This window comes from Kitasatospora sp. NPDC059160 (assembly GCF_042755465.1).
Taxonomy (GTDB): Bacteria; Actinomycetota; Actinomycetes; order Streptomycetales; family Streptomycetaceae; genus Kitasatospora.
This window is the reverse complement of record NZ_JBHZCN010000031.1, coordinates 39322-62886: the sequence shown is the minus strand read 5'-3', so window position 1 is coordinate 62886 and position 23565 is coordinate 39322. Positions and strand designations below refer to the sequence as shown.

Annotated in this window: 22 protein-coding genes; 4 read left to right on the top strand and 18 right to left on the bottom strand. The window is 72.4% G+C overall.

Going from position 1 to position 23565, the window contains the following annotated elements; translation table 11 throughout:
- The 10 genes from nuoH to ACFXOZ_RS15685 form a co-directional block, all read right to left on the bottom strand.
- Entirely contained in the window at positions 1–1341 is a 1341-nt protein-coding gene (gene nuoH / locus ACFXOZ_RS15730) for an NADH-quinone oxidoreductase subunit NuoH (RefSeq protein WP_380590763.1), read from the bottom strand.
- On the bottom strand, positions 1338–3893 hold the full coding sequence (locus tag ACFXOZ_RS15725) for an NADH-quinone oxidoreductase subunit G (RefSeq protein ID WP_380590761.1): 2556 nt from the start codon (positions 3891–3893) through the stop codon (positions 1338–1340). Before ACFXOZ_RS15725 ends, nuoH begins: the two co-directional genes overlap by 4 nt.
- Positions 3890–5251 carry an NADH-quinone oxidoreductase subunit NuoF gene (gene nuoF, locus ACFXOZ_RS15720; protein WP_375888980.1) on the bottom strand — a complete coding sequence of 454 codons (1362 nt, stop codon included), beginning with the start codon at positions 5249–5251 and terminating at the stop codon, positions 3890–3892. Before nuoF ends, ACFXOZ_RS15725 begins: the two co-directional genes overlap by 4 nt.
- Positions 5251–6042 (bottom strand): NADH-quinone oxidoreductase subunit NuoE, encoded by a 792-nt coding sequence (nuoE, locus tag ACFXOZ_RS15715; RefSeq protein ID WP_380590758.1) that lies wholly within the window; start codon positions 6040–6042, stop codon positions 5251–5253. Before nuoE ends, nuoF begins: the two co-directional genes overlap by 1 nt.
- Positions 6039–7370 carry an NADH-quinone oxidoreductase subunit D gene (locus ACFXOZ_RS15710; RefSeq protein WP_375888975.1) on the bottom strand — a complete coding sequence of 444 codons (1332 nt, stop codon included), beginning with the start codon at positions 7368–7370 and terminating at the stop codon, positions 6039–6041. The genes nuoE and ACFXOZ_RS15710 overlap by 4 nt, the downstream gene beginning before the upstream one ends.
- On the bottom strand, positions 7370–8083 hold the full coding sequence (locus ACFXOZ_RS15705; protein WP_375888972.1) for an NADH-quinone oxidoreductase subunit C: 714 nt from the start codon (positions 8081–8083) through the stop codon (positions 7370–7372). Before ACFXOZ_RS15705 ends, ACFXOZ_RS15710 begins: the two co-directional genes overlap by 1 nt.
- On the bottom strand, positions 8080–8634 hold the full coding sequence (locus ACFXOZ_RS15700) for a NuoB/complex I 20 kDa subunit family protein (protein ID WP_380531193.1): 555 nt from the start codon (positions 8632–8634) through the stop codon (positions 8080–8082). Before ACFXOZ_RS15700 ends, ACFXOZ_RS15705 begins: the two co-directional genes overlap by 4 nt.
- A gap of 127 nt (positions 8635–8761) precedes the next feature.
- The gene (locus tag ACFXOZ_RS15695) at positions 8762–9121 is read right to left on the bottom strand and encodes an NADH-quinone oxidoreductase subunit A (RefSeq protein ID WP_360239135.1); all 360 of its coding nucleotides are present in this window, start codon (positions 9119–9121) and stop codon (positions 8762–8764) included.
- An 809-nt stretch (positions 9122–9930) separates the two neighbouring features.
- A complete protein-coding gene (locus ACFXOZ_RS15690) occupies positions 9931–10626 on the bottom strand; it encodes a response regulator (RefSeq protein WP_380590755.1) in 696 nt (231 codons plus the stop codon).
- A complete protein-coding gene (locus tag ACFXOZ_RS15685) occupies positions 10623–11750 on the bottom strand; it encodes a sensor histidine kinase (RefSeq protein WP_380590753.1) in 1128 nt (375 codons plus the stop codon). The genes ACFXOZ_RS15690 and ACFXOZ_RS15685 overlap by 4 nt, the downstream gene beginning before the upstream one ends.
- A 195-nt stretch (positions 11751–11945) precedes the next feature.
- On the opposite strand from ACFXOZ_RS15685, the gene ACFXOZ_RS15680 reads away from it, so the two are divergent.
- Positions 11946–12530 carry a hypothetical protein gene (locus ACFXOZ_RS15680; RefSeq protein WP_380590751.1) on the top strand — a complete coding sequence of 195 codons (585 nt, stop codon included), beginning with the start codon at positions 11946–11948 and terminating at the stop codon, positions 12528–12530.
- A 13-nt stretch (positions 12531–12543) separates the two neighbouring features.
- Here the strand turns inward: ACFXOZ_RS15680 and ACFXOZ_RS15675 are convergent, their stop codons facing one another.
- Both ACFXOZ_RS15675 and ACFXOZ_RS15670 read right to left on the bottom strand, forming a co-directional pair.
- The gene (locus tag ACFXOZ_RS15675) at positions 12544–13515 is read right to left on the bottom strand and encodes a DMT family transporter (RefSeq protein ID WP_380590749.1); all 972 of its coding nucleotides are present in this window, start codon (positions 13513–13515) and stop codon (positions 12544–12546) included.
- A gap of 176 nt (positions 13516–13691) precedes the next feature.
- Positions 13692–14357 (bottom strand): CatB-related O-acetyltransferase, encoded by a 666-nt coding sequence (locus tag ACFXOZ_RS15670; RefSeq protein ID WP_380590747.1) that lies wholly within the window; start codon positions 14355–14357, stop codon positions 13692–13694.
- A gap of 94 nt (positions 14358–14451) precedes the next feature.
- Between ACFXOZ_RS15670 and ACFXOZ_RS15665 the strand changes: the two genes are divergently transcribed.
- From ACFXOZ_RS15665 to ACFXOZ_RS15655, 3 genes are all read left to right on the top strand, one after another.
- Positions 14452–15096, top strand: coding sequence for a TetR/AcrR family transcriptional regulator (locus ACFXOZ_RS15665; protein ID WP_380521826.1), 645 nt, complete (start codon positions 14452–14454; stop codon positions 15094–15096).
- A gap of 93 nt (positions 15097–15189) precedes the next feature.
- A complete protein-coding gene (locus ACFXOZ_RS15660) occupies positions 15190–15891 on the top strand; it encodes a peptidylprolyl isomerase (RefSeq protein WP_380590744.1) in 702 nt (233 codons plus the stop codon).
- A 139-nt stretch (positions 15892–16030) separates the two neighbouring features.
- On the top strand, positions 16031–16447 hold the full coding sequence (locus ACFXOZ_RS15655) for a MazG-like family protein (RefSeq protein ID WP_380590742.1): 417 nt from the start codon (positions 16031–16033) through the stop codon (positions 16445–16447).
- A 75-nt stretch (positions 16448–16522) separates the two neighbouring features.
- Here the strand turns inward: ACFXOZ_RS15655 and ACFXOZ_RS15650 are convergent, their stop codons facing one another.
- From ACFXOZ_RS15650 to ACFXOZ_RS15625, 6 genes are all read right to left on the bottom strand, one after another.
- On the bottom strand, positions 16523–17812 hold the full coding sequence (locus ACFXOZ_RS15650; RefSeq protein WP_375889202.1) for a geranylgeranyl reductase family protein: 1290 nt from the start codon (positions 17810–17812) through the stop codon (positions 16523–16525).
- 144 nt (positions 17813–17956) lie between these two features.
- A complete protein-coding gene (locus ACFXOZ_RS15645) occupies positions 17957–18652 on the bottom strand; it encodes a demethylmenaquinone methyltransferase (RefSeq protein ID WP_380399106.1) in 696 nt (231 codons plus the stop codon).
- 70 nt (positions 18653–18722) lie between these two features.
- The gene (locus ACFXOZ_RS15640; protein WP_375888948.1) at positions 18723–19310 is read right to left on the bottom strand and encodes a hypothetical protein; all 588 of its coding nucleotides are present in this window, start codon (positions 19308–19310) and stop codon (positions 18723–18725) included.
- 332 nt (positions 19311–19642) lie between these two features.
- Positions 19643–20326, bottom strand: coding sequence for a hypothetical protein (locus ACFXOZ_RS15635; protein ID WP_380590740.1), 684 nt, complete (start codon positions 20324–20326; stop codon positions 19643–19645).
- A gap of 52 nt (positions 20327–20378) precedes the next feature.
- Positions 20379–21602: a cyclic dehypoxanthinyl futalosine synthase gene (gene mqnC / locus ACFXOZ_RS15630; protein WP_380590738.1), complete on the bottom strand. Its 1224-nt coding sequence runs from the start codon at positions 21600–21602 to the stop codon at positions 20379–20381.
- Between the two features lie 131 nt (positions 21603–21733).
- On the bottom strand, positions 21734–23464 hold the full coding sequence (locus ACFXOZ_RS15625) for a serine/threonine-protein kinase (RefSeq protein ID WP_380590735.1): 1731 nt from the start codon (positions 23462–23464) through the stop codon (positions 21734–21736).
- Positions 23465–23565 lie beyond the last annotated feature (101 nt).

Sequence of the window (23565 nt, the reverse complement as noted above, 5' to 3'; positions counted from 1 at the left end):
TCAGCTCCCTTCGGAATGGTCGGCCCCGTTGAGGGCGTCCTGGAGTTGCTTCGGGGCCCGGCCCGGCCGGCGCGGCACCGGCGGCAGCACCTGCCCGGGCAGCGGCGGCACCGGGTACCCGCCCGCCATCGGATCGAACTCGCCCTTGCCCGGGGCCTCCTGCTCCGGCCCGGGCTCCTTCTCCTTGCGCAGGAAGTCCCGGACCAGCGCCAGCAGCAGGATCGCGCCGACCGGCGCGCCCACGTAGAGCACCACCTCGCCGAAGCCGTACCCCTCGTTGCGCAGCGCCCGCACGCTCGCGATCAGCACCAGCCACACCAGCGAGACCGGGATCAGCACCTTCCAGCCCAGCTTCATGAACTGGTCGTAGCGCAACCGCGGCAGCGTGCCGCGCAGCCAGATGAAGAAGAACACCAGCAGCTGGATCTTCAAGGTGATCCACAGCATCGGCAACCAGCCGTGGTTGGCGCCCTCCCAGAAGGCCGACACCGGCCACGGGGCCCGCCAGCCGCCCAGGAACAGGGTCGACGCCACCGCCGAGACCGTCACCATGTTGACGTACTCGGCCAGCATGAACATCGCGAACTTCAACGAGGAGTACTCGGTGTTGAAACCGCCCACCAGCTCGCCCTCGGCCTCCGGGAGGTCGAACGGCGCCCGGTTGGTCTCCCCGACCATCGCGATGACGTAGACGATGAACGACACCGGCAGCAGCACCGCGAACCACTTCGGCTGCTGGTGCGCCACGATCTCCGAGGTCGACATCGACCCCGAGTAGACGAACACCGCCGCGAAGGACAGGCCCATCGCGATCTCGTAGCTGATCATCTGCGCGGCCGACCGCAGGCCGCCCAGCAGCGGGTACGTCGAACCGGAGGACCAACCGGCCAGCACGATCCCGTAGATGCCGATCGAGGCGGTGGCCAGGATGTAGAGCAGCGCCACCGGGAAGTCGGTCAGCTGCAGCGGCGTCCGGGTGCCGAAGACCGACACCTCCTCGCCGGCCGGGCCGAACGGGATCACCGCGAAGGCCATGAACGCCGGGATCGCGCAGACGATCGGGGCCAGGACGTAGACCACCTTGTCCGCGCCCTTGACGACCAGGTCCTCCTTGAGCGCCAGCTTCACGCCGTCCGCCAGCGACTGCAGCAGGCCCCACGGCCCGTGCCGGTTAGGCCCGATGCGCAACTGCATCCAGGCCACCACCTTGCGCTCCCAGACGATCGTCACCAGCACCGTCAGCACCAGGAAGGCGAAGCAGAACACCGCCTTCAACAGCACCAGCCACCACGGGTCCTGGCCGAAGAAGTGGAGCGTCTCGTACGGCTGCGGAGTCGTCATCGGACCTCCCCTTCCCGGGACCCGCCCTCGACGGCGACCGGCGCGAGCTCGGCCGCGGCGATCGTCACCAGATGGCCGACGGTGGTGCCGAGCGCGCGGTGCGCGCCGCCCGGCGTGGAGTTGAGCGGGATCCAGACCGTACGGTCCGGGACCGAGTCGGTCACCTCCAGCGGCAGGACCAGCGAACCCGCCGGACCGGTCAGCCGCAGCGCACCGGCGGCCTCCGCGCCGGCCTCGGCGCCGACCCCCGCGCCGACACCCGCGCCGACCTCCTTGGCGCCGATCTCCTTCGCGGTGGCCGACGACACCCGGGCCACCGCCCGGTGCCGCGTCCCCGCCAGGTGCGGATCGCCGTCCTGCAACGAGCCCTCGTCCAGCAGCAGCCGCCAACCCGCCAGCACCGCCTGGCCGGTGGCCGGACGCGGCAGCACACCCGGGTGCGCCGCCGGATCCGCCGCGCGGTCACCCCGCCACGGCCCGAAGCGGTCCAGCTCCAGCCGGGCCGCCCGCACGTCCGCCAGGCCCAGCCGGTGCCCCAGCGCGTCCGCCAGCATCGCCAGCACCCGCAGGTCCGACTGGAGGTGACGGCCCATCTGCTGGTCCGGCTTGAGCGCGGCCTCGAACATCCGCACCCGGCCCTCCCAGTCCAGGAACGTCCCCGCCTTCTCCGCCACCGCCGCCACCGGCAGCACCACGTCGGCCCGGCCCGTCACCGCCGACGGCCGCAGCTCCAGCGACACCACGAACGGCACCGCCGCCAGCGCCTCCCCGGCCAGCGCCGGATCCGGCAGATCGTCAAGGTCCACCCCGCCGACCAGCAACGCGTCCAGATCGCCCCGCGCCGCCGCGGTCAGGATCTGGCCGGTGTCCCGGCCCGGACGCGACGGCAGCTCCGCCACCCCCCACACCGAGGCCGCCTGGGCCCGCGCCGCCGCGTCCGCCACCGGACGGCCGCCCGGCAGCAGACCCGGCAGCGCGCCGGCCTCCACCGCCCCGCGCTCCCCGGCCCGGCGCGGCACCCAGGCCAGCGCCGCCCCGGTCGCGTGCGCCAACCGCAGCACCGCCGTCAACGCGCCCGGCACCGACGCCAGCCGCTCACCCGCCAGGATCACCGCACCCGGCCGGCGCAACAGCTCCGCCGCCCGCCCGGCCTCGTCGTTCAACGGCTCGTCCGCCGCCAGCGCCGCGAACCACTCCGGCTCCGTCCCCGGCGCCGCCGGCAGCAGCGCACCGCGCAGCTTCGCCAGCCCCCGGGAGGCGAACGACGCCACCGAGAACACCTTGACGCCGTTGCCCCGGGACGCCTTGCGCAGCCGCAGGAAGACGATCGGCGACTCCTCCTCCGGCTCGAACCCCGCCAGCAGCACCGCCGGAGCCTGCTCCAGCCGCGCGTAGTCGACGCCCGAACCGTCCACGTCCACCCCGCGCCCGGCGACCGCCGCGGCCAGGAAGTCCGCCTCCTCACCGCTGTGCGGGCGGGACCGGAAGTCCACGTCGTTGGTGCCCAGCACCACCCGGGCGAACTTCGCGTACGCGTACGCGTCCTCCACCGTCACCCGGCCGCCCGCCAGCACACCCGTACGGGCCCCGCGCAGACCCTCGGCGGCCCGCCGCAACGCCTCCGGCCAGGAGGCCGGCACCAGCTCGCCGTCCACCCGCACCAGCGGGGCCGTCAGCCGGTCCCGCTGCTGGGCGTAGCGGAACGCGAACCGGCCCTTGTCGCAGTTCCACTCCTCGTTCACCGCCGGGTCCTCGCCCGCCAGCCGGCGCAGCACCTTGCCCCGCCGGTGATCGGTGCGCTGCGCGCAACCCGCCGAGCAGTGCTCGCACACGCTCGGCGAGGACACCAGGTCGAAGGGGCGCGAGCGGAAACGATAAGCCGCCGAGGTCAGCGCCCCCACCGGACAGATCTGGATGGTGTTCCCGGAGAAGTACGACTCGAAGTCGTCCCCCTCCCCCGTGCCCACCTGCTGCAGCGCCCCGCGCTCCACCAGGTCGATGAACGGGTCCCCGGCGATCTGCTGCGAGAAGCGGGTGCAGCGCGCGCACAGCACGCAGCGCTCCCGGTCCAGCAGCACCTGGCTGCTGATCGGCAGCGGCTTCGCGTAGGTGCGCTTCATCCCCTCGAACCGGGAGTCCGCCGCGCCGCTGCTCATCGCCTGGTTCTGCAGCGGGCACTCGCCGCCCTTGTCGCAGACCGGGCAGTCCAGCGGGTGGTTGATCAGCAGCAGCTCCATCACGCCGCGCTGGGCCTTCTCCGCCACCGGCGAACTCAGCTGGGTGCGCACCACCATGCCCTCGGCGACCGGGATGGTGCAGGAGGCGACCGGCTTGCGCTGGCCCTCGACCTCCACGATGCACTGCCGGCAGGCGCCGGCCGGATCCAGCAGCGGATGGTCGCAGAAGCGCGGGATCTGGGTGCCGATGGTCTCGGCGGCCCGGATCACCAAGGTGCCCTTGGGGACCTTCACTTCGACGCCGTCGATGGTGAGCGTGACCAGTTCGACCGCGGCTCCGTCGTTCGTGGAGGCGGCCGGCTCGGTGATCGTCACGCGTGCACCTCCCTCTCGGTGGCGGACTGGTGGCCGGGGCGGGGGCCGTCGGCCCAGACGGTGGACGCGGCCGGGTCGAACGGGCAGCGGCGCTCGGCCAGGTGCTGCTCGTACTCGGCCCGGAAGTACTGGAGCGAGGAGACGATCGGGCTCGCCGCGCCGTCGCCCAGCGCGCAGAAGGACTTGCCGTTGATGTTGTCGGCGATGTCGAGGAGCTTCTCCAGGTCCCCGTCGACGCCCTGGCCCGCCTCGATCCGCTTCAACAGCTGGACCAGCCAGTAGGTGCCCTCCCGGCAGGGGGTGCACTTGCCGCAGGACTCGTGGGCGTAGAACTCCGTCCAACGGGTCACCGCCCGCACCACGCAGGTGGTCTCGTCGAAGACCTGCAGCGCCTTGGTGCCGAGCATCGAGCCCGCCGCGCCGACGCCCTCGTAGTCCAGCGGGACGTCGAGGTGCTCGTCGGTGAACATCGGGGTGGAGGAGCCGCCCGGGGTCCAGAACTTCAACCGGTGCCCGGCCCGGACGCCGCCGGAGAGGTCCAGCAGCTGGCGCAGCGTGATGCCGAGCGGGGCCTCGTACTGGCCGGGGTTGGTGACGTGGCCGGACAGCGAGTACAGCGTGAAGCCCGGGGACTTCTCGGTGCCCAGGCCCTTGAACCACTCCTTGCCGCGGGCCAGGATCGGCGGCACCGAGGCGATCGACTCGACGTTGTTGACCACCGTCGGGCAGGCGTACAGGCCGGCGATCGCCGGGAACGGCGGGCGCAGCCTCGGCTGGCCGCGGCGGCCCTCCAGCGAGTCCAGCAGCGCCGTCTCCTCGCCGCAGATGTAGGCGCCGGCGCCGGCGTGGACGGTGATGTCCAGGTTCACGCCCGAGCCGAGGATGTCCCGGCCGAGCAGTCCCGCCGCGTACGCCTCGGCGACCGCGGCGTGCAGGCGGCGCAGCACCGGGACGACCTCGCCGCGCAGGTAGATGAACGCGTGGTCGCAGCGGATCGCGTAGGAGGCGATGACCATGCCCTCGATGAGGGAGTGCGGGTTGGCGAACAGCAGCGGGATGTCCTTGCAGGTGCCCGGCTCGGACTCGTCCGCGTTGACCACCAGGTAGTGCGGCTTGCCGTCGTTCTGCGGGATGAACTGCCACTTCATCCCGGTGGGGAAGCCGGCACCGCCGCGGCCGCGCAGACCGGAGTCCTTGACCAGGGCGATCACGTCGTCCGGGGGCATCGCGAGGGCCGCCTTGAGGCCCTCGTAGCCGTGGTGGCGGCGGTAGGTGGCGAGGGTCCAGGGACGGCTGTCGTCCCAGGGGTCGGACAGGACGGGGGTGAGCAGCTTCTCGGCCGGCTCGGCGGAGGTCATCACGCTTCGGTCCCTTCCTGGCCGTCGGCCTTGCCTTCGTGGCCCGGCTCCCCGTGGCGGGGGGCCTCGTGGCGGGGGGAGACCACCTTGGTGCCGGCGGTGCCGGGCAGGGCCTCGCCGCGCGCCAGCCGCAGCCCGGCCAGCGAGGGGGCGCCGCCGGCACCCGACTCGTCGTTGGCGCCCGGGCGCTCGTCCGGGAAGCCGGCCAGGATCCGGGCGGTCTCCTTGAAGCCGCACAGCCGGGCGCCGCGGGTGGGCCGCACCTCGCGGCCGGCCCGCAGGTCGTCGACCAGCCGGCGGGCGCTCTGCGGGGTCTGGTCGTCGAAGAACTCCCAGTTGACCATCACCACGGGGGCGTAGTCGCAGGCGGCGTTGCACTCGATGTGCTCGATCGAGATCTCGCCGTCCTCGGTGGTCTCGTTGTTGCCGATGCCCAGGTGCTCCTGGAGGTCGGCGAAGATCCGGTCCCCGCCGAGCACCGCGCACAGGGTGTTGGTGCAGACCCCGACGTGGTACTTCCCGGCCGGGCGCCGCCGGTACATCGTGTAGAAGGTGGCGACGGCGGTGACCTCAGCCGTGGTGAGCCCCAACTGCTCGGCGCAGAAGCGGATCCCGGTCCGGCTGACGAAGCCCTCCTCGGCCTGCACCAGGTGCAGCAGCGGCAGCAGCGCCGAACGGGCCTGCGGGTAGCGGCCGATCAGCTCGGCGGCGTCGGCGGCCAGCCGGGAGCGCACCTCCTCCGGGTACGGCGGGGCCGGCATCGCCGGCAGTCCCAGTTCGACGTCCGTCACCGGTCCACGCCTCCCATCACCGGGTCGATCCCGGCCACCGCGACGATCACGTCGGCCACCTGGCCGCCCTCGCACATCGCCGCCATCGTCTGCAGATTGGTGAACGACGGGTCCCGGAAGTGCACCCGGTACGGGCGCGTCCCGCCGTCGCTGACCACGTGCACGCCCAGCTCGCCCTTGGACGACTCGACCGCCGCGTACGCCTGGCCGACCGGGACCCGGAAGCCCTCGGTGACCAGCTTGAAGTGGTGGATCAGGGCCTCCATCGAGGTGCCCATGATCTTGCGGATGTGGTCGAGCGAGTTGCCCATCCCGTCCGGGCCGACGGCCAGTTGGGCCGGCCAGGCGATCTTCTTGTCGGCCACCATGACCGGGCCCGGGCGCAGCCGGTCCAGGCACTGCTCGACGATCCGCAGGGACTGCTTCATCTCCTCCAGCCGGATCAGGAAGCGGCCGTAGGAGTCGGCGGTGTCGGCGACCGCGACCTCGAAGTCGTAGTCCTGGTAGCCGCAGTACGGATCGGTCTTGCGCAGGTCGTGCGGCAGGCCGGTGGCCCGCAGGATCGGACCGGTGGCGCCCAGGGCCAGGCAGCCGGCCAGGTCCAGGAAGCCGACGTCGACCAGCCGGGCCTTGAACACCGGGTTGCCGGTGGCGAGTTTGTCGTACTCGTGCATCCGGGAGCGGAGCGTGCGGACCGCCTCGCGGATCTGGTCGACGGCGCCGGGCGGCAGGTCCTGGGCCAGGCCGCCGGGGCGGACGTACGCGTGGTTCATGCGCAGGCCGGTGACCAGTTCGAAGACGTCCAGGATCAGCTCGCGGTCCCGGAACCCGTAGACCATCAGGGTGGTGGCGCCGATCTCCATGCCGCCGGTGGCCAGGCAGACCAGGTGCGAGGCGATCCGGTTGAGCTCCATCATCATCACCCGGATGACGCTGGCCCGCTCCGGGATGTCGTCGGTGATGCCGAGCAGCTTCTCGACCGCCAGGCAGTAGGCGGTCTCGTTGAACAGCGGGATCACGTAGTCCATGCGGGTCACGAAGGTGGTGCCCTGGACCCAGCTGCGGAACTCCATGTTCTTCTCGATGCCGGTGTGGAGGTAGCCGATGCCGCAGCGGGCCTCCTTCACCGTCTCGCCGTCGATCTCCAGGATCAGCCGCAGCACGCCGTGGGTGGACGGGTGCTGGGGGCCCATGTTGACGATGATGCGCTCGTCGTCGGCCCGGCCGGCCGCCTCGACCACCTCGCCCCAGTCGCCGCCGGTGACGGTGAAGACCCGGCCCTCGGTGGTGTCGCGGGCATCTGCTTCCTCGTAGTGCTGAGTACTCATCAGCTGTACGACCTCCGCTGGTCGGGAGCCGGGATCTGGGCGCCCTTGTACTCGACGGGGATGCCGCCGAGCGGGTAGTCCTTGCGCTGCGGGTGGCCCAGCCAGTCGTCCGGCATCATGATCCGGGTGAGCGCCGGGTGACCGTCGAAGACCAGGCCGAAGAAGTCGTAGGCCTCGCGCTCGTGCCAGTTGCTGGTCGGGTAGACGCTCACCACGGAGGGGATCCGCGGGTCGGCGTCCGGCGCGGTGACCTCCAGCCTGATCAGCCGGCCGTGGGTGATCGAACGCAGGTGGTAGACCGCGTGCAGCTCGCGGCCCCGGTCGCCCGGGTAGTGCACCCCGCTCACGCCCAGGCACAGTTCGAAGCGCAGCGCCGGGTCGTCGCGCAGGATGCGCACCGCCTTCAACAGGTGGGTGCGGTCCAGGTGGAAGGTGAGCTCGCCGCGGTCGACCACGGTCTTCTCGACCACCTCGGCCGGATCCAGGCCCTGCTCCTCCAGCGCGCCCTCGAACTCGTCGGCGACCTCGTCGAACCAGCCGCCGTACGGGCGTTCGCTCGGGCCGGGCAGCACGATCGGGGCGGCCAGACCGCCGAAGCCGGAGGTGTCGCCGGTGCCGTCGGCACCGAACATGCCCTGCCGGCGGCCGACCACCTCGACCGGGATCTCCCGGGGCGGCTGCTCGCGGCGGGACTCGGGTACCTGCTCGCTCATCGCAGCTGCCCCCGCATCTCGCTGATCGGGGTCGCCTTGAGGGCCAGGGCCTCGCCCAACTCCTCGGCGCGGCGCCGGTTCACGCCCAGCGGCTCGTGCTGGATCTTGTCGTGCAGCTTCAGGATGGCGTCCAGCAGCATCTCCGGGCGGGGCGGGCAACCGGGCAGGTAGATGTCCACCGGGACGATGTGGTCGACGCCCTGCACGATCGCGTAGTTGTTGAACATCCCGCCGGAAGAGGCGCAGACGCCCATCGAGATGACCCACTTCGGGTTGGGCATCTGGTCGTACACCTGGCGCAGCACCGGGGCCATCTTCTGACTCACCCGGCCCGCCACGATCATCAGATCGGCCTGCCGGGGGGAGCCCCGGAAGACCTCCATCCCGAACCGGGCCAGGTCGTAGCGGCCGGCACCGGTGGTCATCATCTCGATCGCGCAGCAGGCCAGACCGAAGGTGGCCGGGAAGAGTGACGCCTTGCGCACCCAGCCGGCGGCCGACTCCACGGTCGTGAGCAGAAAGCCGCTCGGCAGCTTCTCCTCGATTCCCATCAGATCCCTCTCAATGCCCTCAAGTCCTCTGGTACGTCCGGCGATGCGCCCGCGGAGCGTCCGGGGGAACGTCCGGCCCGTCCGAGCTTGTCCGCTCGTTCACAAGGGCGGCGGCGCCACCCCTGCCTCAGTCCCACTCCAGGCCGCCGCGACGCCAGACGTAGGCGTACGCGACGAAGACGGTGGCGATGAACAGGAGCATCTCGACCAGCCCGAAGAGCCCCAGGGAGTCGAAGGTCACCGCCCAGGGGTAGAGGAAGACGATCTCGATGTCGAAGACGATGAAGAGCATCGCCGTCAGGTAGTACTTGATCGGGAACCGACCGCCGCCCACGGGCTGCGGGGTCGGCTCGATGCCGCACTCGTACGCCTCCAACTTGGCCCGGTTGTAGCGCTTGGGGCCGGTGAGTGAGGCCATCACGACGGAACCGACCGCGAACGCCGCCGCGATGGCACCGAGTACGAGGATCGGCGCGTAGGCATTCATAGCCCCCGCTCCCTCCGTCCAGTCGTCCTTGACTGCAGATCGGAACCGGCGGGTCACACTGAGGTGAACCCGCGTTCCAGTTCCCGAGATCCACCTCATGTGAGGCAGTTCACAAAGCCTGGAACGAGCGCATCCTATGCCCGGTGGCTTGTGATCTGCGACACGCAGTTCATCGTCATCTTTGTGATCTACGCCACCATGTGAATGGTGGCGAATGCGAACATGCCCAGAATTGTCAACGCAAAGGAGTCAAATGGTCACAAGCAGTCGCATTTACCTGGGAAGCGGCTGGTCAGGGGCGTATTCCTATATCAACTATGCTCCGGGGATAGCAAATTTCGGGGCGTCATGTTGACGTGTTATAGCGGCTCACTCGGAGGGGTGGTGGGGGGAGGAACGCTTGCTTGACCCTTTGTTCACAAGCGCGCGATGGTGCCCGTGGGGGTCTCCCCCTCCCCCTCCCCCTCCCGCCCGCCGCCCGCCGCCCGCCGCCCGCCGCCCGCGCCAGGGTTGCCCACCTGCTGCCGGTGTCACCTGCGCTGGACCGGCCGGTCCCAGCGCGGGGCTGCTGCGCGCTCGCAGCCCCGGCAGCCTGTGGGCCCCTGGGGGCCTGCCCTCCTCCTCCGCCTCCGCTTCACCCGCCGCCCTCGCGGCTCCGCCTCCCGTGTAGGCAGGCCCAACTTCCTGCTGCGGCCCTCGAATCCCTCGGCCCGCCTCCTCCTCCGCCCTGCCTCCCTCTCGCTCTCGGGCCCCGCTCTGGCGCAGGCCTCGTCCGTCGTTCCGCTCTCGCCCTTGGGGCCAGGGGCCGGCTACCGGTTGCCGACTGCCTGTTCCCACACCCAGGCCGCGATGCCCACCCGGTTACGGGCACCGAGCTTGCGCTGGATGTTGGCGAGGTGGTTCTTCACCGTTCCCGGTGAGATGAAGAGCCCGGCGCCGATCTCGGCGTTGGTCGCTCCATCGGCCACCAGCTCAGCGATCTCCTTTTCCCTCTCGGTCAGTTCTTCCACCGGGCCGGCTATCGACGGGCCCGGCACGCCTCCCCCGCCCGCGGCCCCAGGCGTCGGCGTGGCGCCCGGCAGTGCCATGTGCTGCAACAGCCGAACGGTCACCTGCGGACTGATCAACGCGTCCCCCGCCATCGCCGCCCTGACCGCCTCGATCAACAGGACCGGCCCCGAGCGCTTGAGCAGGAAGCCCGCCGCACCGTGCCGCAAGGCCGTGTGCACGTACTCGTCCAGGTCGAAGGTCGTCACCACGATCACCTTGCACTGACCGGCGAGTTGCCGCGTGACCTCCAGGCCGTCGAGCTTCGGCATCCGGATGTCCACGAGCACCACGTCCGGCCGCAGCCTGTTCGCTTCCTGTACCGCCGCGGCACCGTCCGCCGCCTCCGCCACCACCGTCATGTCCGGCTGAACGTCCAGGATCATCCTGAACGCGCTGCGAATGTCCGCCTGGTCATCGGCGACCAGGATCCGGATCGGCTTTGCGCTGCTGCTCATCCGCTCTTCTCCCCTGCACCCGCACTCGTCCTCATCGGGGTCTCCGGCCGCTCCGGTTCCTCCCGCCCCGCCAGCGGCAGCCTCGCCGTCACACGCCAGGCCTCCCGCTCATGCACTCCCGCCTCGAAGGTGCCGCCGAGCGCCTCCACCCGCGCGGCCAGACCAGGCAGTCCGCTGCCGCCCCCACGCCGGGGCCGACTGGCCGCCCCCACCGGCCGACCGTCGTTCGTCACGGTCAGCTCCAGCCACTCGCCGACACGGCGCGCCCGGACGTCGACCCGTCCGGCACCCTGGGCGTGCCGTCGGACATTCGTCAGCGCCTCGACGACGATCCGGTGGACCGTCCCTCCCAGCTCCCTCGGAACCGGCTGCTCCGGCAGTTCCAGCCGGACCTCGGGGCCGCCCGCGGCGGTGAACCGCTCGGCCACCTCCGCGAGTTCCGACAGCCCCGGCTGTGGGCCGCGCCCGGTCCCCTCCTCCGTGCGCAGCAGCTGGACCGTCCGGTCCAGTGATGCCAGGGCCCGCTGCCCGGCTTGCTCTATCCGTTCGAACATGGCGACCGCACGGGCCGGGTCGACCGAGGCCAGGTAAGCACCGGCCTGGGCCTGGGCCACCATGCCGCTGACGTCGTGCGCCACGAAGTCGTGGAGATCGTGGGCCAGTTCGAGCCGCTGGGCCCGCCTGGCCTCGACCACCGCCTTGGCGCGTCCCTCGTCCAGGCCCCTCAGGTAGAGCCCGATCAGGACGGCCGGCAGGGAGAGCGCCGAGCCGAAGCCGAAGATCGTGAGGACGTCCCCGGGCCCTTCGACGAACGCGAACCTGGTAAGCCAGAGGGCGACCGCTGCGCATGCCGTCCAGGCCGCCAGTGCGCACCGCAGGCCGTCCTCGGTGCGCAGAGTGATGACCACCGACAGCAGCAGGACGGCCAGTTCGACCAGTCCGAGCAGCCCGGCCCAGCGGTCGTCCTCCATCCAGCGGCCGAGGATCCAGACGGCGGCCGTGACCACCGCCGAGGACGCCCCGAGCGCCAAGGTCACGGCTGCCGCGCCACGGCGGCCCCGCGCCGACCAGGCAGGCAGTGCCAGGACCAGGACGACCCCGGACAGGATCTGAGTCATCGTCATCACCTCTCCTCGACTCTTCGACTGCCGTCACATTACGGCGCGGGAGGGGCGGCACACCTGTGCCGATCGGCACATTTCAAAGGGCAGTTGAGCAGGAGGAACAGCCCGATCGGCATCTGCCGCCGGTCCTTCCCGAGCGCCAGTCTTGAGTCATCGCACCGGCCACGGGGCCGGAGCCGAAGGGAGTGCACCGCCATGTCGAAGCTCATGATCAATGCCCGTCTGTCCGACCACCGGATCGGCCCGGTCGACGCGGTCGTGCCGGACGTCCCGCCCGCCCCGCGCTGGGCCCGGATCGCCGCCGCGGCCGCCGCGCTCAGCACGGTTCCCTCGGGACTGTGGCGGATCGTCTTCGGCTTCGGCGTCCCGCTCGGTTTCAGCGGGGCGACGGCTGCGGCGTACGCGGCGCACCAGCCGGGCTGGGGCACGGTCTACTGCGTGGCGCTGAGTGCGCTGGCGGAGGGGCTGGCGTTCCTGACCGTGGGCCTGGTCCGGCCCTGGGGGCAGGTGGCTCCGCGCTGGATCCCGCTGATAGGCGGCCGACGGGTGAGCCCCCTGTTCGCCGTTGTTCCGGCGTTGTCGGGCGCACTCGTCCTGACCGGGCTGGGGCTGTTCGCCCTGTTCGGCGGCTGGGCCGGGAACCTGGCCGAGGCGGATTCGCCGCACGGCCTCAGCGCCCTGGTGATGACTCTCGCCTACCTGCCTCTGGTCGCCTGGGGTCCGCTACTGGGCGCGGTCACGGTCGACTACGCCCGCCGGACTCTGTGGCGGCGCCGGTGACAGGGGCCTCGGGTCAGACCGGGGCCGGCTCCGGGCTCGGCTGCTCCGCCTCGGGTGCGCTCGCGGCCGCGCTCGCGGCCGGGAGCGGCGCAGGGGCGGTCCGCCGCCCCCACTCGGTCGCGATCAGCACCAGGGCTGCGCCGAGCAGGGCGAGCGGGCCCATCCGGTTCCCGGCCACGGTGAGGCCGAAGACGGCGGCCCACAGCGGTTCGGTGCCGAGCAGCAGGCTCACCCGGGACGGCGAGGTGGCCCGGACGGCCCACATCTGGACGAAGAAGGCGAACAGGGTGCAGAACAGGGACAGATGCAGCAGCCAGGCCCACTGGCCGGCCCCGTACGAGCGGGCGATGGTCCAGGGAGCGGGCCCGACGGAGAGCGCGACCACGGCGAACACCGTGGTGGCCGAGGCGAGTTGGACCCAGGTGACGGCCAGCATGTCGGTGTGGCGGACGGCTCGGGCACGGGCCGTCGCCAAGACGTACGCCGAGCGGACGAGGGCGGCGCCGAGCACCAGCAGGTCGCCGAGGGTCGGAGGGCGCAGCCCGCCGTCGCCGGTGAGCAGGGCTACGCCGAGGACGGCCAGCCCGGCGGCCGCGAGGAAGGCCCGCGGCGGTGCGGTCCGGGCGAGGGCGCTCTCGCCGAGCGGGGTGAGCACCATCGCGAGGCTGATGATCAGCCCGGCATTGGTCGCGGAGGTGTGCACGGCGCCGTAGGTCTCAAGCAGGAAGATCCCACTGAGGACCAGGCCCAGCGTGGCGCCGCCGAGCCATTCGGCGCGGCTCAGCTTCCGCAGGGAGCGCCAGGCGACCAGCCCGAGCAGCGGCAGCACCAGCCCGAAGCGCAGGACGAGCATCGCCACGACCGTCTCCGGGTCGGCCACCCGCTGGACGGCGAGGAAGCTCGATCCCCACACCACTGCCACGAGCAGGACCGGTAGATCGCGAAGGACCGATGAGGACGAGAACGAGGACAGGGAGGCGCGCATGAGGAGGATCCCTCCGTACGAACGGAACCGGCGGGTGCGAGGACCGTACGGCGTCGGACGGACCCGGGAGCTGGGCGTGTGGCTCAGCGGGGGACGGGGCGAGGGGTGGAGCACGGGGGCGCCATCTTCGCGCACCGGGCCGCCGGTGATCAATGCCCCTGCCGGGCGCCGGCGGGTCAGGCGGCGAGCAGACCGTTCGTCTCGGCGATGTCCTCGATGTCGGCTGGAGTACCGGACATGATGGCGCGGACGTGCTCGGTGACGAGCTCGGTCGGCCAGTCCCACCAGGCGGCGCGGAGGAGGCGTTCGATGTCGGTGTCGTCGAAGCGGCGTCGGATCGGGCGGGCGGGGTTGCCGCCGACGATCGTGTAGGGCTCGACGTCGGCGGTGACCACCGCACCGGCCGCGATGATCGCTCCGTCGCCGATCCGGACGCCTGGCAGGACGGTGGCGCCGAAGCCGAACCAGACGTCGTTGCCGACCACGGTGTCACCGCGGCTGGGCAGGCCCGTGACGATGTCGAGGGTCTGCTCGGTCCAGCTACTGCCGAACATCGTGAAGGGGAAGGTGGAGACGCCGATGGCCGGGTGGGCGGCCCCGGCCATCAGGAAGCGGGTGCCGGTGGCGATCGCGCAGTACTTGCCGATCACCAGCCGTTCGGGGCCGTAGGCGTAGAGGACGTTGCGCTCCTCGAAGCGGGTGGCTCCGTCGGGGTCGTCGAAGTACGTGTACTCGCCGACCTGGATCCTCGGGTCGGTGACGAGCGGGCGCAGCAGGACCACTCGGTCGTGGCCGGCGAGCGGGTGGAGGGCGGTCGGGTCGGGGATGGCACGGGTGGTCACACAGGCTCCTCTCGTAATGCGACTTGAGTCGCATTACGATGAGCATGGCACGACCACCACCCCGCAGCAAGCCTTAATGCGACAGGAGTCGACTTTGAGCGAGGCCACCACTCCCGACCGGCAGCCGCCCCGCACGCCCACCCCGCGCCCGGGCGGGCGCACCGCCCGGGTCCGCGCGGAGGTGGTCGCCGCCACGCTCGCCGAGGTCACCGAGAAGGGGTACGACGGACTCACCGCCGAGGCCGTCGCGGCACGCTCCGGCGTCCACAAGGCGACTCTCTACCGGCGGTGGGGCGGAGTGGACGGCCTGATCGCCGACGCCCTGACCGCCTCCGCCGACCAGCCCTGGCCACTGCCCGACACCGGAGACCTCCAGGAGGACCTCCGCCGCATCACCCAGGAGGTGCTCAGCGTCTTCACCGACCCGGAGCGGGGTTCCACGCCCACCGCGCTGATCTCCGCCGCCCAACGCTCCGACGTCGGCGCGACCGCCCTGCGCGGGTTCTTCGCGGCCCGCCACCGCCAGGCCGCAGAGGTCGCCGAACGGGCCGTTGTGCGGGGAGAGCTGCCCGTCGGGACGGACGGCGCCGAGGTGATCAGGGCCGCCACCGCCCCGCTCTACTACCGGCTGTTCGTCACCGGCGAACCACTGGACGCCGGCACCGCCGAACGGGCCGCCGACGCCGCCGCCCTCGCCGCCCGGGCCGGTCTGTTCACGCCCATCCCGAAGGAGAACTGACACCACGTCACTATCGACAGCCGAAGGAGTACCGGCCGCCCCAGCCCCCTACCGAAGACCCACCCGGCCGTGGATGATTCCTCCATGACAAGCATGCCGTCTACCACCCCCCGGAAGGCCCGTCACGTGAAGCGCAAGCACTGGGCGCTGGTCGCCGCCGCCACCGTCCTCCCGCTCGCGGCGAGCACCGGCACGGCCGTCGCGGCCCCCTCCGGCGCCACCCCCACCCCGAGCGCGGCCTGCACCTACACACCGGCCGTCCCGGCCGACAACTTCAAGGGCATCCCGGTCTTCGACGCCGCGAAGGCGGCCCGCCCCTACCAGGCGACCGTGCGCACCAACCAGGGCCCGATCACCTTCGAGGCACTGACCGACAAGGCGCCCTGCACCACCTTCTCGTTCCGCTTCCTCGCCGAGCACGACTACTTCGACCGCAGCCACTGCCACCGGCTCACCACCCAGCGGATCTACGTGTTGCAGTGCGGCGACCCGACCGGGACGGGCAGCGGCGGTCCGGGCTACTCCTTCCCGGACGAGAACCTGACCGGCGCCACCTACCCGGCCGGCACCGTGGCCATGGCCAACGCCGGTCCGAACACCAACGGCAGCCAGTTCTTCATCGTCTGGAAGGACACCAAGCTCTCCCCCGCCTACACCCCGTTCGGCCGGGTGACGGCCGGCTTGGACGTCCTGCAGAAGATCGCCGCCGCAGGCGAGGACGACCAGAACGGCCCGGGCGACGGATTCCCGAACGTCCCCGTGAACATCCGCCACGTGAAGATCGGCAAGCGCTGATCCACCGGCCGGGCAGGCGAGCAGGCGAACACAAGGGGGTGGACCGGGCGGCACCGGTCCGGCGCGCAGCGGTCCGGCCCGCCCCCTCGCCGCTCCCGTACGGTGGCAGCACCACCGACACCGCAGGGAGCAGCACCGCATGGACAGCCGGATCTGGGAGAGCGTCGACCACCTGGTCGCGTGGCTGGACGATCAGAGCACCCAGTCGCCGCAGGAGGAGCGCCTGCTGCGCCTGCTCAAGCTCTCCGAGGAGATCGGCGAGGTCGGCGCCGCGGTGATCGGCGCGACCGGGCAGAACCCGCGCAAGGGCGTCACCCACACCTGGGAGGACGTCCAGCACGAGCTCTGCGACGTCGTGTTCAGCGCCCTGGTCGCCCTGCGGACGCTCACCCCCGACGCGGCCCGGGTGTTCGACGAGCGCCTCGCCTACGTCGAACAGCGCTCCGCCGCCTCCCGCGACACGGCGGAGCAGGAGACGGCCGAGCAAGATCCTTCAACGCGGGGGACGACGGAACAGGGGACGGGGGCGCAGGGGACGGCACCGAAGTCGCCCTGAACGGCGCCGCCCCGAGCACCCTGCACCCCGCCGACCGCCGCCCCACCGCCCCGAGCGCCCCGGCACCCCGCCACCTCAGGCGTTCGGCGCGACCCTCGCCAGCCCGTTGATCACGCGGTCCATCGCGTCGCCGCCCTGCGGGTCGGTGAGGTTGGCGAGCAGCTTGAGGGTGAAGCGCATCAGGAGCGGGCGCGGCAGGCCGTGCTGGGCGGCGAGCTGCATCACCTTGGGGTTGCCGATGAGCTTCACGAAGGCGCGGCCGAGCGTGTAGTAGCCGCCGTACACGTCCTTGAGGATGCGCGGGTAGGCCTGCAGGGCGCGCTCGCGGCCGCCCTCGGTGACGCGGGCGTGGGCCTGCACGATGACGCCGGCGGCGATCTGGCCGGATTCCATCGCGTAGGCGATGCCCTCGCCGTTGAACGGGTTGACCATGCCGCCCGCGTCGCCGACCAGCAGCAGGCCGCGGGTGTAGTGCGGCTGCCGGTTGAAGGCCATCGGCAGGGCGGCGCCGCGGATCGGCTCGGTCATGTTCTCGGGGGTGTAGCCCCACTCGGCGGGCATGCTCGCGCACCAGGCCTTGAGCACCTCGCGCCAGTCGAGTTCACCGAAGGCGGGCGAGGAGTTGAGGATGCCGAGGCCGACGTTGGAGGTGCCGTCGCCCATGCCGAAGACCCAGCCGTAGCCGGGGAGCAGCTTGCGCTGGTCGCCGCGGGTGTCCCACAGCTCCAGCCAGGACTCCAGGTAGTCGTCGTCGTGGCGCGGCGAGTTGAAGTAGGTGCGGTAGGCGACGCCCATCGGGCGGTCCTCGCGGCGGTGCAGGCCCATGGCGAGGGAGAGCCGGGTGGAGTTGCCGTCCGCGGCGACGACCAGCGGGGCGCGGAAGGTGACCGGTCGCTTCTCCTCGCCGAGCTTGGCGGTGACGCCGACGATCCGGCCGGTGCGCTCGTCCAGGACCGGGCCGCTGACGTTGCAGCGCTCGTAGAGCCGGGCGCCGGCCTTCTCGGCCTGACGGGCGAGCAGTTCGTCGAAGTCGGCGCGCTTGCGGACCAGGCCGTAGTCGGGGAAGGAGGCCAGCTCGGGCCAGTCCAGCTCCAGTCGGACGCCGCCGCCGATGATGCGCAGGCCCTTGTTGTGCAGCCAGCCGTTCTCGGTGGAGACGTCGATGCCCATGTCCACCAGCTGCTTGGTGGCGCGCGGGGTGAGGCCGTCGCCGCAGACCTTCTCGCGCGGGAAGGCGGTCTTCTCCAGCAGCAGGACGTCCAGTCCGGCCTGGGCGAGGTAGTACGCCGTGGTGGCACCGGCCGGGCCCGCGCCGACCACGATGACGTCGGCGGTGCTCTCGACCGTGCTGTCCGGCTTCGTCAGATCGGATGCGGTCTCGGACACGTGGACACACTCCTGGAGCTGCGGCGGGGGATGGCGGCTTTTGTCTCCGGCAGTCTAGTTCCGCTCACGCTGCCGGAGACTCCTGCGGTCCCCGTGCTCCGCCGCGTACCGCCCCCCCTGCGGCTACGCCTGCTTGTACCCGCGGTGCAGCGCGACGATCCCGCCGGTCAGGTTCCGCCAGGCGACCTTGGACCAGCCGCTCTCCTGCATCCGGGAGGCCAGCGTGGGCTGGTCCGGCCAGACCCGGATGGACTCGGCGAGGTACACGTACGCGTCCGGGTTGCTGCTGACGGCGGTGGCGACGGGCGGCAGCGCGCGCATCAGGTACTCGGTGTAGACGGTCCGGAACGGCGTCCAGGTCGGCGTGGAGAACTCGCAGATCACCAGCTTGCCGCCGGGCTTGGTGACCCGGTGCATCTCGCGCAGCGCCGCGTCGGTCTCCTGGACGTTGCGCAGCGCGAAGGAGATCGTCACCGAGTCGAAGGTGTCGTCCGCGAACGGGAGCCGGGTGGCGTCGCCGGCGGTGAGCGGCAGCTCGGGGTGGCGGCGCTTGCCCTCGGTGAGCATGCCGACCGAGAAGTCGCACGGGACGACGTCGGCCCCGGCCTCGGCGAAGGGCAGCGAGGAGGTGCCGGTGCCGGCTCCGAGGTCGAGCACGAGGTCCCCCGGTCCCGCGGCCACCGCCTCGGCCACCGCCCGGCGCCAGGCGCGGGCCTGGCCGAGGGAGAGCACGTCGTTGGTGAGGTCGTACTTGGCCGCGACGTCGTCGAACATGGCGGCGACTTCGTGCGGCTGCTTGTCCAGGGAGGCTCGGGTCACGCCCCCCATTGTTCACCCTGCGACGGCTGCCCCGACCAACGGGGGCTCGGTGCGATCCGCCGACGGGGGCTCAGTGCGATCCGCGCCGCCCGCCCGCGCGACGGCGGCGGCGCGAGCGCTTGCCCTGGGTGATCGCGGGCATCCCCTCGGCCAGGGCGCCGGTCGCCATGGCCAGGTTGGCGCTGAGCCGGCCCTGCCCGCCGCGGACGGCGACGGCCCGCCGGTGGCGCCGGATGCGCAGCATGCAGATCACGAACAGCACGACGGCGACGGGCACGCTGAACCGGGCCAGGCCGACGCCGACGGGCTGCGGGTAGGTGTCGCCGCAGATCCGGACGGCGCCCGGGTCGTCGGCCGCGTGTTCCAGGCAGACGGCGTCGCCGAGCCTGATGCCGTCGGCGAGCGGCAGCGCGGCGGCGGTGTGCGGCTGACCGCTGACCTTGTAGCTGACGGCGCTGTAGGTGCCGCCGCCGGTCGGCAGCTGGGTGACGACGCCCTCGACCCTGACCGGGTGGGCCGCGATCCGGTCGGCCTGGTCGGCCTGGCGCCAACCGAGCAGGCACATCCCGACGGCCAGCACGGCGCTGAGCACGGCGGCGAGGTACCAACCACGGCCCATCCGCGGGGTTCGCGGCGGGGGGACGGTCGCGGTTCGCATGGTTCCTGTCCTGGCTTGCCTCCGGGGCCTGGGACACGGCCCCGCCGCCCGCGGGCACGGGTGGTGGTGTGGTGAGGGTACGGAGTGAGCTGTCCGGGATCGTATCCGCTGGCGGGCCCTCAGGTCACGGTGAAGGGACAATCACCCCCCTGGGAGGGCACGGCAGTTCGGGTGCACACGAAGGAAGTCCCCTGCACGGCAAGGCAATCCGCCTACTGATGGGTACGTCACACCGGAGGGCTCACGACCGCCTCCGCCCGCCGACCGTCACCCCTTCGAGCCGCCCCGCAAGCGACCCGGTGAGCGACCCGGCAAGCCGCCCCCGCGGGCGGTCACCTCCGCCGGTACACCAACCGCCCGGCCAGCACGGTCGCCAGGCACCCACCGGCCGCCGGCCGGACCCCGCCCTCCTGCGCCTCCTCCGCCGCCACCGGGAACACCACGAAGTCCGCCCGCCCACCGGCCGCGACCCGCCCGTGCACGGCCCGGGCGAGCGGCAGCACCGCCAACGGGTCCAGCAGGCCCGCCCCTTCGCCCAGCTCCCCAGCCCCCGACGCCCCCGGCCCCGGCCCCGGCCCCGGCCCCGGCAACGCCACCAGCCCCGACCGCGCCACCGCCGTCCGCACCGCGGGCCGCGCGAACGGCCCGGCCACCGCCGTCACGCCGAACCCGAGCATCCGCTGCAGGCCGCGCCGCGCACTGGCTCCGTACCGGGCCTCGTCGGTGCAGCCGACCAGCCCGTCCACGACCGGCTCGACGCCGATCTCCTCCCGCGGGTCCGGGTGGTAGTCCCGTTCCAGCAGCCGCTGCCCGCAGGGGTTGCGCAGGCCGGGCGCGAGCAGGGCCCGGCCCCAGTCCCGGACCCGGGCCGACGGATGGGCCGCCGCCAGGTCCGCGTACGGGCCGACGGCCTCGACCAGTTCACCGCGCACCACCACCGCCCCGTCGGCGAAGGACGGGGCGGTGGGTGCGGCGGGGTCGGGCAGCAGGAACTCGGCCCGGTGCAGGGTCAGCACGGCGTCGACCGGAGCGGTCTCGGGTGTCCGTGGTCCTCGGTCGTCCGGGGCCTCAGCCGTTGTCCAGGATCTTGAGCTCGGGGTGCGCCGTGCCGCCCTCGATCGCCGTGGAGGCGATGTGCGAGGCGACCCGGGGGTCGACCGGGTCGTTGGCCGGGTCGTCCAGCACCCGCAGGTGCTCGTAGGTGGTGGCGCGCTGCGCCGGGACGCGGTCGGCGGCGCGGATGAGGTGGATCAGCTCGGTGAGGTTGGAGCGGTGCTTGGCACCAGCCGCCGAGACGACGTTCTCCTCCAGCATCACGGAGCCCAGGTCGTCGGCGCCGTAGTGCAGCGACAGCTGTCCCGCCTCCTTGCCGGTGGTGAGCCAGGAGCCCTGGATGTGGGCGATGTTGTCGAGGAACAGGCGGGCGATCGCGATCATCCGCAGGTACTCGAAGACGGTGGCCTGGGTCGAGCCCTTGAGGTGGTTGTTCTGCGGCTGGTAGGTGTACGGGATGAAGGCGCGGAAGCCGCCGGTGCGGTCCTGCACGTCGCGGATCATCCGCAGGTGCTCGATCCGCTCGGCGTTGGTCTCGCCGGTGCCCATCAGCATGGTGGAGGTGGACTCCACGCCGAGGCCGTGCGCGGCCTCCATGATCTCCAGCCAGCGCTCGCCGGACTCCTTGAGCGGGGCGATCGCCTTGCGCGGCCGCTCGGGGAGCAGCTCGGCGCCGGCGCCGGCGAAGGAGTCCAGGCCCGCCTTGTGGATCCGGGTGATGGCCTCCTCGATGGAGACGCCCGAGATCCGGGACATGTGCTCGACCTCGGAGGCGCCCAGCGAGTGGATCACCAGCTGGGGGAAGTCGGCCTTGATCGCCGAGAAGGCGCGCTCGTAGTACTCGACGCCGTAGTCCGGGTGGTGGCCGCCCTGGAACATGATCTGGGTGCCGCCCAGCTCGACCGTCTCGGCGCAGCGGCGCAGGATCTCGTCGAGCTCGCGGGACCAGCCCTTGTCGCTCTTCGGCGGCACGTAGAAGGCGCAGAACTTGCACGCCGTCACGCAGACGTTGGTGTAGTTGATGTTGCGCTCGATGATGTACGTCGCGATGTGCTCGGTACCCGCGTAGCGGCGGCGGCGCACCGCGTCGGCGGCGGAGCCGAGCGCGTGCAGCGGCGCCGAGCGGTAGAGCTCCAGCGCCTCCTCCGGGGTGATCCGGCCGCCGGCGGCGGCCCGGTCGAGCACGGCCTGCAGGTCGGTGCTGGACGCATCGAGGGTGGTCGCTGCGAGCTCGGTCACCTGGCGGCCTTCTCTCTCTCAAGTGCAACTCGGGTACGGCCGAACCAGCCTACGCCAGGCCTTTCGGACGCCCGCGTCAGCCCGCTGAACTGCGCCTCGACCCGTCCCACCGGGCCGCCCGCACCGACCCGCTACCGACCCGCCGAGCCGGTCCTGCGCAAGGTGCCGGCCGGGTTCCCGGCGGCCGGGTCGGCGGAGGTGAAGCGGATCGTCCCGTCGGACCGCAGGCTCAGGGTCTCCGTGTTGGAGCCGCCGGTGCAGGCACCGGGGAGGGAGGAGCGCACCAGCCGGGACCGGAACACCAGCTCGGTGCCGGAGACCGACGTGAGCGTCCAGGCGCCCTCGCAGCTGATCGAGATCAGCCCGGAGACGCCGTTGTGGCTGGTGGTGGCCTCCTGGCCGATCGCCGCCTGGCGGACGGTGAGCGTGGTGGTGCCGCCGGGCAGCCCCTTGTCGGTGACCATGTCGCCGCTCCAGGTGCCCAGGAACGCCGCGGGCACCGCCCCCGGCCCACCCGTCCCGGACGGCGGGGCCGCCCCGGACGCCGCCGTGGAAGGAGACACCGGCTCGGAGGGCGACGCCCCCTCCGTCCCACCCGGCACGAAGGCCCCCGGCGACGCGACGGCCTGGCCCGGGTCCACGGACGGCACGGGCAGCGGCCCCAGGGTCGGCACCGACACCACCGGCTCGGACGGCCCGGTCATCGCGTACCACCCGTACCCGGCGCCCCCGAGCACCGCGACCACCAGCACCGCCGCCACCGCGGTTCCTGCCCGGCGGCGCCGACGGGCGAGCCCCTGCTCCTCCCCCGTCCCGGCCGGGTAGCTGCACAGCGGCAGCGGCCCGTCCCCCTCCCCTTCTCCCGACGCCGACTCCGACTCCGACTCCGCAGCCGACGCCGACGCCCACGTCGACGTGTACGACGCGTCCGACGCGTCCGGCGGCGCCTCCCCCTGCGCCCCCTCCAGGTCCAGCAGCTCCACCGCGCTGCGCCCCACCCCGGCCGCCAGCGCCGGCGGCAGCCAGTCGCCCCGCCCGAGCAGGGCGGCGGCCGCGCCGTCCGGGTCGAGGCGGGCGGCCAGTTGCCGCGGGGTGGGCCGGGCGGCCGGGTCCTTGGCGAGGCAGTCGAGGACGACCGCCCGCAGCGCCTCGGGCAGTCCGGTGACGTCCGGTTCCTCGTGGAGCACCCGGTAGAGCAGGACGGCCGCGCTGACGTCCGCTCCGAAGGGGTGGACCCCGGTGGCGGCGAAGGCCAGGACGGCGCCGAGCGAGAAGACGTCCCCGGCCGGTCCGGCCGGCTGCCCGTTCGCCTGTTCGGGCGACATGAAGCCGGGTGAGCCCACCACATAACCCGAACGGGTGAAACCACTGGTCGCGTCCAGGGCCCGGGCGATCCCGAAGTCGATCAGCCGCGGGCCGTCCAGCGTGAGCAGCACGTTGGAGGGTTTGACGTCGCGGTGCACCAGGCCGAGCCCGTGCACATGGGCGAGTGCCCCGGCGAGCCCGACGCCAAGGGCGCGGACGGCGGCCTCCGGCAGCGGGCCGTGTGCCCGGACGGCGTCGGCGAGTGCGGGGCCCGCGACGTAGCCGGTGGCGACCCAGGGCTGCTCGCCCTCGGTGTCGGCGTCCAGGACGGGGGCGGTCCAGGCACCGCCGACCCGTCGGGCGGCGGCCACCTCCTGCCGGAACCGGGCGCGGAACTCGGCGTCGTCCGCGAGTTCGGCCCGGACCACCTTGACGGCGACGGTGCGCCCGCCGGCCGTCCGGCCGAGGTAGACCCGGCCCATCCCGCCCGAGCCGAGCCGTCGCAACAGCCGGTAGGCGCCCACCTGGCGCGGATCGTCCGACCCCAGTGCCCGCATGTCCCGCACGCTCCCCTCGCCCACCCCGCACCCGCGCGGGACCCCGCCGGACGCACCTCGGGAGCAGACCGTACCGGGCCGGACCGACCCGCCGCCCGACC